Source organism: Halomonas sp. H10-59 (assembly GCF_040070555.1).
In the GTDB taxonomy this organism is placed as follows: Bacteria; Pseudomonadota; Gammaproteobacteria; order Pseudomonadales; family Halomonadaceae; genus Halomonas; species Halomonas litopenaei.
In genome coordinates this window covers 333,379-345,707 of record NZ_CP098828.1, presented here as the reverse complement: position 1 = coordinate 345,707, position 12,329 = coordinate 333,379, and the positions used below count along the sequence as shown (strand labels likewise).

Genomic DNA, 12,329 nt, shown 5'->3' with positions numbered 1-12,329 from the left:
CCGCGACCGGCCCACCTTAGAAACAAGGCCCCCAATTCCGACATGCGCGTGAGCGCAGGAGACGACATGTCCGAGCGTATTGCCACGGTCAGCCGTGACACCAAGGAAACCCAGATCAGCGTCACCCTCAACCTCGACGGCGAGGGCAACCTCAAGGGTGAAAGCGGGGTTCCCTTCCTCGACCATATGCTCGACCAGGTGGCCCGCCACGGCATGGTCGACCTGGACATCAGCGTCAACGGCGATTTGCACATCGACGACCACCACACCGTCGAGGACCTCGGCATCACCCTGGGACAGGCGTTTAACCAGGCCATCGGCGACAAGCGCGGCATCTATCGCTACGGCCACGCCTATGTGCCGCTGGACGAGGCACTGTCCCGGGTGGTCATCGACTTCTCCGGCCGTGCCGGCCTGTCCATGAACGTCGAGTTCACCCGCGCCACCATCGGGCGTTTCGACACCCAGCTTTTCTGGGAGTTCTTTCAGGGCTTCGTCAATCACGCCCAGGTCACGCTGCATATCGACAACCTGAAGGGCTTCAATGCCCACCATCAGGCGGAAACCATCTTCAAGGCCTTCGGCCGCGCCCTGCGCATGGCCGCCGCCGAGGACCCCCGCATGGCCGGCAAGCTGCCCTCCACCAAGGGTAGCCTCTAACGCCGCCGGCTGCGGTCCAACAGCAACAAGACGACAAGACACCAAGCGAGGCGGTCGCCGGCAGCGGCGCCCCTCCGGGCCAACCACCAAGGAGCGCTTCATGACCATTGCCGTCATCGACTACGGAATGGGCAACCTCCATTCCGTCGCCAAGGCACTGGAACACGTCACCCACGAGAACGTGCTGGTGACCCGCGACGCTCGTTCGATCCAGGGCGCGACCCGTGTCGTGCTACCGGGACAGGGCGCCATCCGCGACTGCATGGGCGAACTGGAGCGTACCGAGCTCAGCGGCCTGGTTCGCGAGCTGCTGGCCAGCCAGTCCAAGCCGCTGCTGGGCATCTGTGTGGGTCAGCAGATGCTGATGGACCACAGCGACGAGAACGGCGGCATCGACTGCCTGGGCCACCTCGCCGGTCAGGTGAAGCGGTTTCCGCTGGACATGCAGGACAGTGACGGCGCTCGCCTGAAGGTCCCGCACATGGGCTGGAACCTGGTGGCGCAGCCCAACGCCCACCCGCTGTGGGAGGGTATCGAGCCCGGCTCGCACTTCTACTTTGTGCATAGCTACTATGTGGCCGCCGAGCATGACGCCGAGGTCTTCGGCACCACCGACTACGGCAGCGTCAGCGCCCATGTGGCGGTGGGTCGTGACGCCACCTTTGCGGTGCAGTTCCACCCGGAAAAGAGCGCTCGTGCCGGCCTCAGGCTGCTCGAGAACTTTGTCCAGTGGAACCCCTGACCCAGACCTGAGCGCCGGACGGGCAGGCGCTCGCTTGCCCTGGCCGCCGCCCGACATCTGCATCGGCACGGCCTACGCCCTGCCTGCATCGATCACACTGGCACGCCCCTGAAAAGGCACCCCGAGGACACAACATGCTGGTAATTCCCGCCATCGATCTCAAGGACGGACAGTGCGTTCGTCTCAAGCAAGGCCGCATGGACGAGGCCACCACCTATGGCGACGACCCCGTCGCCATGGCCGCTCGCTGGGTCGAGGCCGGCGCGCGGCGCCTGCATCTGGTCGACCTCAACGGCGCCTTCGAGGGGCGTCCGGTCAACGGCGAGGCGGTGACCGCCATTGCCCGCCAGTACCCCGATCTGCCGATCCAGATCGGTGGCGGCATTCGCAGCGCCGAGACCATCGAGCACTACCTCAAGGCCGGCGTCTCCCAGGTGATCATCGGCACCAAGGCGGTCAAGGAGCCTGACTTCGTGACCGAAATGTGTCGCGCCTTCCCCGGCCATATCATCGTCGGCCTCGACGCCCATGATGGCCGTGTGGCCACCGACGGCTGGGCCGAGGTGTCCGAGGTGATGGCGGTGGATCTGGCCAAGCGCTTTGCCGACGACGGCGTCTCCAGCATCGTCTACACCGATATCGCTCGCGACGGCATGATGAACGGCGTCAACGTCGAGGCCACGGCAGCCCTGGCCCGGGACGGTGGCATTCCGGTCATCGCCTCCGGCGGCGTGACCAACCTCGATGACCTGCGCGCCCTGGTGGCGGCTGGCGAGCCGGGCATTCTCGGCGCCATCACCGGACGCGCCATCTACGAAGGCAGCCTGGACGTCGCCGAAGGGCAGCGCCTGTGCGACGAACTGACCCAAGGCTGAGGAGGCTCCATGGCTCTTTCCAAACGCATCATTCCGTGTCTCGACGTCGACGCCGGCCGTGTGGTCAAGGGTGTCAACTTCGTCGGCATCCGTGACGCCGGCGACCCGGTGGAGGTGGCGCAGCGCTACAACCAGCAGGGTGCCGACGAGATCACCTTTCTCGACATCACCGCCAGCCACGAGGACCGCGATACCACGGTGGAGATGGTCGAGCGCATCGCCGGCGAAGTGTTCATCCCGCTGACGGTAGGCGGCGGCATCCGCACCTGCGACGATATCCGCACCATGCTCAACGCCGGCGCCGACAAGGTCTCGATCAATACCGCAGCGGTGACCAACCCTGAGTTCGTACGTGAAGCCGCCGAGCGCTTCGGTAGCCAGTGCATCGTGGTGGCGATCGACGCCAAGCGCGTCAGCGAGGAAGGCGAAGCCCCGCGCTGGGAGATCTTCACCCACGGCGGCCGTCGCCCCACCGGGCTCGACGCGGTGGAATGGGCCAAGAAGATGGTCGAGTACGGCGCCGGCGAACTGCTGTTGACCAGCATGGACCGCGACGGCACCAAGGCCGGCTTCGACCTGGGCGTCACCCGCGCCATCAGCGATGCGGTGGCGGTGCCGGTCATCGCCTCCGGCGGTGTCGGCAACCTCGACCATCTGGTCGAGGGCGTGACCGAAGGCCACGCCGATGCGGTGCTGGCGGCCAGCATCTTCCACTTCGCCGAGTACACCATCCCCGAGGCCAAGCGCTATATGGCCGACAAGGGCATCACCATGCGCCTCTGACCGACGCCTTTGGCTGGCTCTTCAGCCAGGGCTTGCAGAGCCAGCAACCAACCACCCCCGCCGGGTAGCCCGGCGGGGGTGGTCGTTTGTACGGACTGAAACCGACCTCAGTCCAGGGTCAGCCCCAGATTGCTGACACCACCGTTGCGTCCGAGCTTTCTCAACGCCTTGACGTGTTTCTTGCTCGGCTCTTCCTCGGCCGCCTCCAGCGCCGCATCCTGAAAGTCGTTCTCGTCTTCCATCAACGGGTGCTGCTTGACCAGTTGCGCGAGCTTTTCGGCGTCATCCTCCCCCTCGGTCAGCTCGATAAAGGAGCGCACCGCCGCCTTCGAGACCTTGCTGACCTCAAGCACCGCGTCCGGCGCATCGCCTCTCAGGGTATCGAGGATCGCCGATAGCGCGACCACCGCATCGAGGGCACGACGGGCGCCGAAGCTGTCGTCCTGTTGAGGAGGCTCCAGCTCGCCGAGCTTTTCGGCCTGGAGATCGAAGTCGATCTTGGCGTCCTTGACCGTCAACTGCTCCCACACCAGGTCGAGGATCGCCCTCATGCCCGCCAGATCCCCGTGACCGCTGGTATCGGCGTAGAGCGCATAGTTGGGCAGCATGCGCTCGGTCAACGCGGCCATGAAGGCCTGTTGCTGACGTAGAGTCAGCGCCTGCAGGCGCTGGTGAAATCCTGGCTTTGCCATGATGGCTCCTGTGCTGGCAATAAACGGGCTGCCGGTCCCTTTATTCAAGGTTCAAGGGGCGAGAGTCGAGGGTCGCGTGTCGAATGTCGGGAAAACGGCGATGGCCGAAAGCGGACTGGGCGACTCAAGGCCAGAAGCGCTCCTGGGCGATCCGTCCACGCTCATCGAAGGCCACACCTTCATCGATCAGACGCTTGCGCTGCTCGTCGGCCCCGCCGTGGTCGGCGAGCTTGCGCGAGGCCGTCACCACCCTGAACCAGGGAAGCTCATGCCCCGACGGCAGATCGCGCAGCGCCCGCGCGACCATGCGTGCGCTGGCCCCATCGGTCATGGCGGCGATGCGTCCGTAGCTGGTCACCCGCCCCGAAGGAATCTCGCTGATGATGGTAAGAATCTGTTCTCGGACGTCCGGATTCATGTAACCTTTCGTTCTGGTTGCATTTTCATCGAGGGATGGCGCCGCCCACCCTCAATCTGAGCGAGGCCCCCATGCACCTTCATCTGCTCAAGCACCATCCTGACCTGGGCCCCGCACGCATCGGCGACTGGCTTGCCAGCATGGGCCACAGCTTCACCGTCTTCCACCTCTACGACGGTGAGCTGGTGCCGCGCCCCGGGGACTGCGACGCCCTGATCATCCTCGACGATCTCGAGGACCGCGACCAGGCACCCTGGCTCAAGGCCGAACGCAAGCTGATCGACCAGATGCTCGACGGCCACAAGCCGCTGCTCGGGCTCGGCGCCGGCGCCCGGCGCATCGCCGAAGCGCTGGACGCTCCGGTGGGCCGCGGCACCCAGGCCGAAGCCGGCTGGCAGACCGTCAGCCTGGCCGACGACAGCCCCTTCGACCTGCCCGACGACTTCCCCGCCCTGCTGTGGCATCGCCAGGTGTTCGGACTACCCGATGACGCCCTGCCGCTGGGCGGCACGCCGACAAGCCCGGTGCTCGGCTTCGCCTGGGACGCCGGCCGGGTGGTTGGCCTGGCCTGCCACCTGCATCATCACCAGGAGAGCCTGACGGCCTTTCTCGAGACGATGCCGTTGCCGCAAGGCGCCGACGCAAGCCCCAGGACCCAGTCGCCAGAAACGATCCTTGCCGAGGCCCGGCGACTGGATACCCTGGCGCCGCTGCTGGATCGCCTGCTGAGCCAGTGGCTGCGCACAGCACCGGACGTCTAATTCGCCACCGCGTCCCGCTGCTGCTGGCTCCAGGTCTTGGCGAACTCGAGGCAGCTGTCCCAGTCACCGACATGCAGGAAGCGACGCTCGGAGTGCTTCTCCAGCTGGTAGCGGTACATGGGGTCATAGTACTCGGTAAGCAAAGGCGCCAGCCAGGCCTCATGGGCCTGGCGGTTTCCGGCCTCGTGCTCGCGGAAGGCCAGCGCCTGCAGCCGCTGCAGGCGGGCCAGTCGCGCGCTGCCCAGGCGCTTCTTCAGTCGCCCCAGCGCCGTCGACAACTGCTTGCGCATCAGTGACCAGCCGAGGCGCTCGCCGAACTGATTGCGATAGATCGTCCACAGGTCGTCGATGTAGTCCTTGTGGATCTGGTTGAGGCGCCAGTCCAGCGGCATCTCGACGCGGATCCTCGGCGCCGGCTCCATTCCCCGCCAGAACTCGAGCGGTATATTGGCCGCGCCGATGTGGCGCGACTCGTCTTCCAGCACCAGCGGCCCGTGCAATGACAGCAGCCGCAGGCCCATAGCGTGCTCGAAGTCGATCTGGCTGGGGGCGATCAGTGGATGGCGACCAAAGGCCGAGCCCTTGTGACGGGCGCAGCCCTCCAGATCCAGACCGTTGTCCAGGGCCTGCACGATGGACGTCTTGGCGCAGCCGGTCAGGCCACCCACCACCAGCATGGGCTGGGCGGCGGCGTCATCGATGCGTGCGCACAACGCCTGGCGCATGGCCTTCCAGCCACCCTCGATGCGTGGTCGTTCGACGCCGGCCTCAAGCAGCCAGCGCTGGGCGATCTGCGAGCGCAGGCCACCCCGAAAACAGTAGATGATGGCGTCCGGGGCCGCCTCGAGCTGGCGCTTCCAGGCTTCGATGCGCGCGGCCTTGATCTCGCCGGACACCAGCCGCTCGCCCAGGGCGATGGCGGCCTGCTGGCCGGACTCCTTGTAGGCGATCCCGACCTGATGGCGTTCCTCGTTGTTCATCAGCGGCAGGTTGACCGCCCCGGGCAGGCTGCCCTGGGCGAACTCCACCGGCGCCCGCACGTCGATCAAGGTGCGCCCCTCGACCAGCAGGGCGGGATCCGCCGGGACCAGCGGCAGCTTCATCCGCGCACCTCGATCAGCGCCTCACCGCTGGCCTCGACGACCTCGCCGAAGGGTGCAAGCTCGATACCAAACTCCCGGCCGACCCGCTCGACATCGTCCTCCCAGGACGGGTGTACCGAGATCAACAGACCGCCCGAGGTCTGCGGATCACACAGCCACTGCCAGTGGGCCTCATCCATCTGCGGCAGGCTGGCCCCCAGGGCGTCACGGTTGCGACGGGTGCCGCCGGGTACCGCGCCCTGGCGCCGGTAAGCCTCGGCCTCGGCCAGGCGCGGCAGGCGGCGAAAGTCGATGCGAGCCGCCACGCCACTGGCCGCGCACACCTCGGACAGGTGGCCAGCCAGGCCAAAGCCGGTGACGTCGGTCATCGCACGCACCCCTTCGATGCGCGCAAGGGCGGCACCGATACGGTTGCTGATCAGCATGGTTTCCCGCGCCAGGCCATGGTGACCGCTTTCCAGAAGCCCCTGCTTCTCCGCCGTGGTCAGCATGCCCACCCCCAGCGGCTTGGTCAGAAACAGCAGATCGCCGGGCTTGGCGCCCTTGTTGAGCTTCAGGTGCTTGAGTTCCACCAGACCGTTGACCGCGAGACCGAAGATCGGCTCCGGGGCATCGATGGAGTGGCCGCCCGCCAGCGCCAGGCCCAGCTCACGACATACCGCCTGAGCCCCGGCCACCACGTCACCGGCGATGTCCGCGCCCAGCTTGTCCAGCGGCCAGCCCAGAATGCCCAACGCCATCACCGGGTCACCGCCCATGGCGTAGACGTCGCTGATGGCGTTGGTGGCGGCGATGCGGCCGAAGTCGAAGGGGTCATCGACGATCGGCATGAAGAAGTCGGTGGTGCTGATCATGCCGCGCCCGTCGCCCAGGTCGAAGACGGCGGCGTCCTCGCGTCCCTGGTTGCCGACGATCATCTTCGAGTGGCTCGCTCCCGGGCCGGCCTTGGCCAGGATGCTGTCGAGCACATCGGGGGCGATCTTGCAGCCACAGCCGGCACCGTGACTGTATTGGGTCAAGCGGATGGCGCTCATGGAAGTCTCCTTGGCAATGATGGGCCCATTCTACACCAGCAGGACCGGCGGAATCGGCACGGCGCAGTCACCATCGTCCTGATCACAACCCGGGTAACCGGCTGTGATCAGGGTATGGTCTGGCGCCCTGGTGATCAGTTCATGGATGGGGTTACAGCACTTCGAGGGCGTCGGCGAGCTTGTCCACCGCCACCACCTCCATCCCCGCCGGGGAGTTCTTGGGAGCGTTACCCCGGGGCACGATGGCACGGGTAAAACCGTGCTTGGCGGCCTCGACGATACGCTCCTGGCCGCTCGGCACGGGGCGAATCTCCCCGGACAGGCCAACCTCGCCGAATACCACCAGCTCGCGCGGCAGTGCCCTGCCCTGCAGGCTCGACACCACCGCCAGCAATACCGCCAGGTCGGCACTGGTCTCCAGCACCTTGACCCCGCCGACGACGTTGAGAAAGACGTCCTGGTCGCCAGTAAACAGGCCACCGTGACGGTGCAGCACCGCCAGCAGCATCGACAGGCGATTGGCGTCCAGCCCCACCGCGACGCGGCGCGGGTTGCCCAGCGCCGACTCGTCGAGCAGTGCCTGCACCTCCACCAGGATCGGCCGGGTGCCTTCCCACACCACCATCACCAGGCTGCCGGGGGCCTGCTCCTGCTGACGCGAAAGGAAGATCGCGCTGGGGTTCTTCACCTCCTTCATGCCGTGTTCCAGCATGGCGAAGACGCCCAGCTCGTTGACCGCGCCGAAGCGGTTCTTCTGGCCGCGCAGGGTACGGAAGCGGGAATCGGCGCCGCCTTCCAGCAGCAGGGAGGCGTCGATCATGTGCTCGAGCACCTTGGGCCCGGCCAGGCTGCCGTCCTTGGTGACGTGGCCGACCAGCAGCAGCACCGTGCTGGACTGCTTGGCGAAACGGGTTAGTGCCGCCGCGGATTCGCGTACCTGGGCCACACCACCCGGCGCCGACGAGATGTCCTCCAGATGCATGGTCTGGATCGAGTCGATCACCAGCACCTCGGGGCGCTCGCGCTCGGCCACCGCCAGGATGGTCTCGACGCTGGTCTCCGCCAGCATCTTGAGCCCCTGGGTCGGCAGCTGCAGGCGGTGGGCGCGCATCGCCACCTGGGACAGCGACTCCTCGCCGGTGACGTAGAGTACGCTGCGCTCCTGAGCCAGCTTGCAGGCGGTCTGCAGCAGCAAGGTGGACTTGCCGGCCCCGGGGTGGCCGCCCAGCAGCACCGCGGAGCCCGGCACCAGACCGCCACCGAGTACGCGGTCGAACTCGGCAAAGGTCGACGACAACCGCGGCACCTCCGACAGATCCACGTTGGCCAGATCCACCACCTCACGCGACAGGCTGCCGGCGTAGCCACCGCGCGCCGTCGCGCCGGCGCTCGACCCGCTTCTGGCAGGCGAGGACAGACGCACCTCGGTCAAGGTGTTCCACTCCTGGCAGCTGGAACACTGCCCCTGCCATTTGCGGTACTCGGCACCGCACTCGGTGCACACGAAGGCGCTCTTGGCCTTGGCCATGAATCCTCTCTCTATCGGTTCAATCGGGTTCGTTCGTCAGCGATGGTCAACACTGCGGCTTGCCGCCGTGTCCCGGGTAGCACTTGTCGTCCTCAACACGGCGGTAGCGGCGAAACACCTCCATCTCCCAGGGGCGCATGGCGATCATCAGGCTGACACCAAAGCGCTGCTCCAGCGGCAGCGACAGATCTTCCTGATGACAGTGGCGAAGGTCCAGCGCCAGCCGCCGAAGCTTCTGCTGCATCACCTCATTGGAGCGCACCGACAGCATGCCATTGACGAACAGTCTTATCTCGCCCGGGCGATCGAAGCGACACGCCAGGAAATCCTCCTGGACCCGGGACTCGAAGAAGCGCTGGATAGGCCCTTGCGGCTGCCACTGGAAGTCATAGCTGATCAGCAGCTTGATGCGATTGCCCGGCAGCAGCTCGATCAATCCCATACGATCGAGCCGCACCAGGTGCGTTATCACCTGAGGCTCGCCGAGCGAATAGGTCGCACAGATATCTTCAAAGCGCCAGCGATTAAGCGCACAGAAGGCCACCAGCAGCAGCGACATGTCAGAGACCAGCTCCTGCTCAAGCTCAGGGGCGATCGCGTCGACCAGCGCCTGGGGCTCCAGCTGGCGTACAAGGTCTGTGATCTCGAGACCGACCAGGGCACACACCTGATCCAGGCGCTGCAGCGAAAACTGGCGCTCGGCGAACAGCCGCTTGACGCTGGCCTCGGACAGGCCAAGCGCCGCCGCCACCTGCTGATAGGTGACGCCATTGGCCCGCAGTGCCGCCTTGAGCGCATCCACAATCGCCACCGTCTGCGCCATGACTCACATCCCTCATCGCCGAAAGCCCCGGCCAAGGTAGCAGAATACGCGACTCACGGCTCAACAACACGCTACCTTCCGGATCCTGCTGGCGTACCGCGCCCCGACCTCGCCATAGTGCCATCGACGCCGCGCTCGCCACACCCTGTAGGCGATGTCGGCTCCACCACCCAGCAAGCAGGAGATCTCCATGGAAAATGAAGCGAGCAACAATTCGTCAGGCTGGCTGTTCTTCGTCAAGGTCACCTTTGCCATCGCGCTGGCCGCCATGGCGGTCGGTATCGTGATGGCGCCCATCGACCTGCTGGTCAAAGGCTATCTCGGCGTGTGTTCACTGTTTCTGGTCTCCACCACCATCACCCTGTCCAAGACGCTACGCGATGACCACGAGAGCCGGCGCTTCCACAACCGCATCTCCGAGGCCCGCACCCAGCAACTTCTCAAGGAATACACGGAGTAGCCACCATGTCACTTTGGACGAAACTGCACACCCTGGTTCGGGCGACAGCTCACGAACCGGTAGAAAAGCTGGTGGATGCCAACGCATTGCGGATCATGGCCCAGGAGATCCGTGAGGCCGAGCAGGCCTTGCACCGGGCACGCCTCGATCTCGCTGGCCTGATCGCCGAACGCAGACAGCTCGAGCGCCACAACCAGCAACTGGCCGAGCAGCTCGAAGCCAGAGAGCACCAGGCTCGCGCGGCCCTCGAACAGGACGATGAAGCGCTGGCCTTGGCCGTGGCCAGCCGCATCGCCGAGGTCGAAAGCCAATTGACCTCACAGCGACAGCACGCCGAGGCCTTGTCGCGACAGGAACAGACCCTGCGCGAGGATCTCGGACAAGCAGCCCAGTCACTGCGCCACTACCAGCGCGAAATGAAACTGGCCAAGGCGCGAGGCGGCAATGCTGGCCTTGGGCGGAAGCTGGGCGCTTGCAGTACCGGGCTCCAGCGACACATGGACGAAATTGCAACCAGCTACGAACGCATCCGCACGTCCCAGCAACACCAGGCAGAGGTCACGACGGCCCTCAAGGAGCTGGATGAAGAGGCCAGCGGCCAGGATCTGGATCGACGCCTCAGGACGTCGGGTATCCTCGAGGGATCGATGGACGCCAGGAGTGTGCTTGCCCGGCTGAAGGCCCAAGGGAGCGCGGCCGCCGTTCCAGGCGAATCGCCCAGTGGGGCATGAGCCCTGCGATCAGCGCGAGCACCGCCAGCGCTTCGAAACAGCTCCAGGCGGTGCCGAGCGGGCCTGTCGGCACAATACCATCACGTCAAGACGCCAAAGGGCGGCCCACCTGGGGCCGCCCTTTGTGTTCGACACTTGCATGTCGTGCGACTTACTGCTGGCGGGTCAGCTGCAGCATGTCGTTGTTCTGGAAGCGACGACGCTGGGGGTCGATCAGCTCCAGAGTCTGCGGATTGACGCGCATGAAGTAGTAGGTCTGGCCTTCACCGTTGGGGACCAGCTCGTAGACGGTGGCCTCCGGATTGTCGGCGGTACCGGTCAGCACATCCCAGTTGCCGGAGTAGTTCTCGTTCGGCGGATTCTGGGGATGGTTCTGGTAGGCCGCGGTCAGATCGAAGGTGCGCTGCGCCGGGGCGCTCTGGTCTTCACCTTCCATGGTAACCGTCAGGGCGATGCCGTCGCAGTTACGGCACGGCAGGGTCCCCTGGTAGGTCGCCGAGGTCGCCTGGATGGCTTCACCACCGGATCCCTCGTCGCTGGGGCCACTCGCACAGCCGGCCAAAAGGGCGAGCATGGCGGATCCCGCCAGCAAAGTCCTGAGTTGCATATTAGTCCTCCTAACCATTGAGCATGGAACCGACGAATCGGCAGCCTGCCGACAGCATAACCTCCCAGCTTCGTTGCGCACAGCCCTGTATCGCTGCCGGCTCACGACACCGGAGGCATCACGTGGGCGAACACCAGGCCAAGCACGATCGGCATCACGATCAGACTACCGAGGTTGCCGATCAGCACCAGCGACGCCACCGAATGCGGCTGCTGGCGATACTGCTCGGCCACCAGGTAGTTGAGCACCGCCGGCGGCAGGGCAGCGAACACCCACAGCGACGCGGCCTTGAGCCCCTCTAGTTCAAGCAGCATGATCAACGGCCAGGCCAGCAATAACCCGGAAAGCGGGCACAGCACCGCTCCGAGCAGTCCGGTCTTCCAGTCACCGAAGTCGATGTCGAGCATCCGCACGCCCAGGGCGAACAGCAACAGCGGGATGCACACACCACCGAGCATATGCATCGCCTCCAGCAGCCAGCCCGGTAGCGAAAGCCCGGACAGATTGACCGCCAGGCCAGCGAGGCTCGCCAGCACGATGGGCATGCGCAAAAGGCGCCACAGCGGCGTATGGGGACTGAGCATCTTCAGTCCCAGCGAGAAGTGCAGCAGCATTTCGACGATGAACAGCACCACTGCCGCCGGCAGCGCCTGCTCACCGAAGGCCAGGATCAGCAGCGGGATGCCCATGTTGCCGGAATTGTTGAACATCATCGGCGGCACAAAGGTCTTCGGCTCGAGCCTGAGCCACTTCACCACCGGCCATACCAGCAGCCCCGACCCCACTACCACCACGGCGCCGGCCAACGCCAGCCAGGCGTAGTCCTCAAGCGGCGCCTGGCGGTCGGCCAGCACCACAAATACCAGCATGGGCACGAACAGCTCCATGTTGAGGGTGTTGAGGCTACGGATGTCGGGAGAGCGCAACTTGCCATAGAGGGTACCGGCCCCCGAAATCAGAAATACCGGTAGCAGAGTGGCGAGGATCTGAGCGGTCATGGAGTCTCTTAGGCGGCAAACGGTCAGCGCTCGCAGCCTAGCACGTCAGCGACTTGCGCAGGGCCCTGGCAGCGGTCACCATGACCAAAGTGGTAATCAAGCCTTCGATTCTGC

The 12,329-nt window shown here is 65.5% G+C and carries 15 protein-coding genes; 7 read left to right on the top strand and 8 right to left on the bottom strand.

Annotated features, from left to right (window positions below):
- Window positions 1–66 precede the first annotated feature (66 nt).
- The 4 genes from hisB to hisF all read left to right on the top strand — a co-directional run bounded on the left by hisB (window position 67) and on the right by hisF (window position 3,060).
- Window positions 67–660 (top strand): imidazoleglycerol-phosphate dehydratase HisB, encoded by a 594-nt coding sequence (gene hisB, locus NFG57_RS01575; RefSeq protein WP_045994669.1) that lies wholly within the window; start codon window positions 67–69, stop codon window positions 658–660.
- A 100-nt stretch (window positions 661–760) separates the two neighbouring features.
- Window positions 761–1,402: an imidazole glycerol phosphate synthase subunit HisH gene (hisH, locus tag NFG57_RS01570; protein WP_045994668.1), complete on the top strand. Its 642-nt coding sequence runs from the start codon at window positions 761–763 to the stop codon at window positions 1,400–1,402.
- A gap of 134 nt (window positions 1,403–1,536) precedes the next feature.
- Complete coding sequence (gene hisA / locus NFG57_RS01565) at window positions 1,537–2,277, top strand: 1-(5-phosphoribosyl)-5-[(5-phosphoribosylamino)methylideneamino]imidazole-4-carboxamide isomerase (RefSeq protein WP_108131090.1); 741 nt, start codon at window positions 1,537–1,539, stop codon at window positions 2,275–2,277.
- 9 nt (window positions 2,278–2,286) lie between these two features.
- Window positions 2,287–3,060, top strand: a complete 774-nt coding sequence (hisF, locus tag NFG57_RS01560; protein WP_045994666.1) for an imidazole glycerol phosphate synthase subunit HisF — start codon at window positions 2,287–2,289, stop codon at window positions 3,058–3,060.
- Window positions 3,061–3,167: 107 nt separating this feature from the next.
- On the opposite strand, the gene NFG57_RS01555 is transcribed toward hisF, so the two are convergent.
- Both NFG57_RS01555 and NFG57_RS01550 read right to left on the bottom strand, forming a co-directional pair.
- On the bottom strand, window positions 3,168–3,752 hold the full coding sequence (locus tag NFG57_RS01555; protein ID WP_045994665.1) for a YjaG family protein: 585 nt from the start codon (window positions 3,750–3,752) through the stop codon (window positions 3,168–3,170).
- A gap of 124 nt (window positions 3,753–3,876) precedes the next feature.
- Window positions 3,877–4,170 carry an MGMT family protein gene (locus tag NFG57_RS01550; RefSeq protein WP_045994664.1) on the bottom strand — a complete coding sequence of 98 codons (294 nt, stop codon included), beginning with the start codon at window positions 4,168–4,170 and terminating at the stop codon, window positions 3,877–3,879.
- A gap of 71 nt (window positions 4,171–4,241) precedes the next feature.
- Here NFG57_RS01550 and NFG57_RS01545 point away from each other — a divergent pair, with 71 nt between their 5' ends.
- Entirely contained in the window at window positions 4,242–4,931 is a 690-nt protein-coding gene (locus NFG57_RS01545; RefSeq protein ID WP_108131591.1) for a type 1 glutamine amidotransferase, read from the top strand.
- Here NFG57_RS01545 and mnmH read toward each other — a convergent pair.
- The 4 genes from mnmH to NFG57_RS01525 all read right to left on the bottom strand — a co-directional run bounded on the left by mnmH (window position 4,928) and on the right by NFG57_RS01525 (window position 9,419).
- Window positions 4,928–6,034 (bottom strand): tRNA 2-selenouridine(34) synthase MnmH, encoded by a 1,107-nt coding sequence (gene mnmH, locus NFG57_RS01540; protein ID WP_348815194.1) that lies wholly within the window; start codon window positions 6,032–6,034, stop codon window positions 4,928–4,930. The genes NFG57_RS01545 and mnmH overlap by 4 nt on opposite strands.
- Entirely contained in the window at window positions 6,031–7,068 is a 1,038-nt protein-coding gene (selD, locus tag NFG57_RS01535) for a selenide, water dikinase SelD (protein ID WP_045994662.1), read from the bottom strand. Before selD ends, mnmH begins: the two co-directional genes overlap by 4 nt.
- 151 nt (window positions 7,069–7,219) lie before the next feature.
- Window positions 7,220–8,596: a DNA repair protein RadA gene (radA, locus tag NFG57_RS01530; protein ID WP_045994661.1), complete on the bottom strand. Its 1,377-nt coding sequence runs from the start codon at window positions 8,594–8,596 to the stop codon at window positions 7,220–7,222.
- 46 nt (window positions 8,597–8,642) lie between these two features.
- Window positions 8,643–9,419: a helix-turn-helix transcriptional regulator gene (locus tag NFG57_RS01525; RefSeq protein ID WP_213230837.1), complete on the bottom strand. Its 777-nt coding sequence runs from the start codon at window positions 9,417–9,419 to the stop codon at window positions 8,643–8,645.
- 190 nt (window positions 9,420–9,609) lie between these two features.
- Between NFG57_RS01525 and NFG57_RS01520 the strand changes: the two genes are divergently transcribed.
- Window positions 9,610–9,879: a YiaA/YiaB family inner membrane protein gene (locus NFG57_RS01520; protein ID WP_045994659.1), complete on the top strand. Its 270-nt coding sequence runs from the start codon at window positions 9,610–9,612 to the stop codon at window positions 9,877–9,879.
- A 5-nt stretch (window positions 9,880–9,884) separates the two neighbouring features.
- Window positions 9,885–10,610, top strand: coding sequence for a PspA/IM30 family protein (locus NFG57_RS01515; RefSeq protein ID WP_348815193.1), 726 nt, complete (start codon window positions 9,885–9,887; stop codon window positions 10,608–10,610).
- Between the two features lie 151 nt (window positions 10,611–10,761).
- On the opposite strand, the gene NFG57_RS01510 is transcribed toward NFG57_RS01515, so the two are convergent.
- Window positions 10,762–11,217 (bottom strand): copper resistance protein NlpE N-terminal domain-containing protein, encoded by a 456-nt coding sequence (locus NFG57_RS01510; protein WP_045994657.1) that lies wholly within the window; start codon window positions 11,215–11,217, stop codon window positions 10,762–10,764.
- A gap of 101 nt (window positions 11,218–11,318) precedes the next feature.
- Window positions 11,319–12,215 carry an AEC family transporter gene (locus NFG57_RS01505; protein ID WP_045994656.1) on the bottom strand — a complete coding sequence of 299 codons (897 nt, stop codon included), beginning with the start codon at window positions 12,213–12,215 and terminating at the stop codon, window positions 11,319–11,321.
- Window positions 12,216–12,329: the final 114 nt, after the last annotated feature.

What these genes read in the sequence shown, in the direction of transcription:
- hisB (WP_045994669.1), top strand. Translation starts at nt 67, where the DNA reads ATGTCCGAGCGTATTGCCACGGTCAGCCGTGACACCAAGGAAACCCAG.
- hisH (WP_045994668.1), top strand. Translation starts at nt 761, where the DNA reads ATGACCATTGCCGTCATCGACTACGGAATGGGCAACCTCCATTCCGTC.
- hisA (WP_108131090.1), top strand. Translation starts at nt 1,537, where the DNA reads ATGCTGGTAATTCCCGCCATCGATCTCAAGGACGGACAGTGCGTTCGT.
- hisF (WP_045994666.1), top strand. Translation starts at nt 2,287, where the DNA reads ATGGCTCTTTCCAAACGCATCATTCCGTGTCTCGACGTCGACGCCGGC.
- NFG57_RS01555 (WP_045994665.1), bottom strand. Translation starts at nt 3,752, where the DNA reads ATGGCAAAGCCAGGATTTCACCAGCGCCTGCAGGCGCTGACTCTACGT.
- NFG57_RS01550 (WP_045994664.1), bottom strand. Translation starts at nt 4,170, where the DNA reads ATGAATCCGGACGTCCGAGAACAGATTCTTACCATCATCAGCGAGATT.
- NFG57_RS01545 (WP_108131591.1), top strand. Translation starts at nt 4,242, where the DNA reads ATGCACCTTCATCTGCTCAAGCACCATCCTGACCTGGGCCCCGCACGC.
- mnmH (WP_348815194.1), bottom strand. Translation starts at nt 6,034, where the DNA reads ATGAAGCTGCCGCTGGTCCCGGCGGATCCCGCCCTGCTGGTCGAGGGG.
- selD (WP_045994662.1), bottom strand. Translation starts at nt 7,068, where the DNA reads ATGAGCGCCATCCGCTTGACCCAATACAGTCACGGTGCCGGCTGTGGC.
- radA (WP_045994661.1), bottom strand. Translation starts at nt 8,596, where the DNA reads ATGGCCAAGGCCAAGAGCGCCTTCGTGTGCACCGAGTGCGGTGCCGAG.
- NFG57_RS01525 (WP_213230837.1), bottom strand. Translation starts at nt 9,419, where the DNA reads ATGGCGCAGACGGTGGCGATTGTGGATGCGCTCAAGGCGGCACTGCGG.
- NFG57_RS01520 (WP_045994659.1), top strand. Translation starts at nt 9,610, where the DNA reads ATGGAAAATGAAGCGAGCAACAATTCGTCAGGCTGGCTGTTCTTCGTC.
- NFG57_RS01515 (WP_348815193.1), top strand. Translation starts at nt 9,885, where the DNA reads ATGTCACTTTGGACGAAACTGCACACCCTGGTTCGGGCGACAGCTCAC.
- NFG57_RS01510 (WP_045994657.1), bottom strand. Translation starts at nt 11,217, where the DNA reads ATGCAACTCAGGACTTTGCTGGCGGGATCCGCCATGCTCGCCCTTTTG.
- NFG57_RS01505 (WP_045994656.1), bottom strand. Translation starts at nt 12,215, where the DNA reads ATGACCGCTCAGATCCTCGCCACTCTGCTACCGGTATTTCTGATTTCG.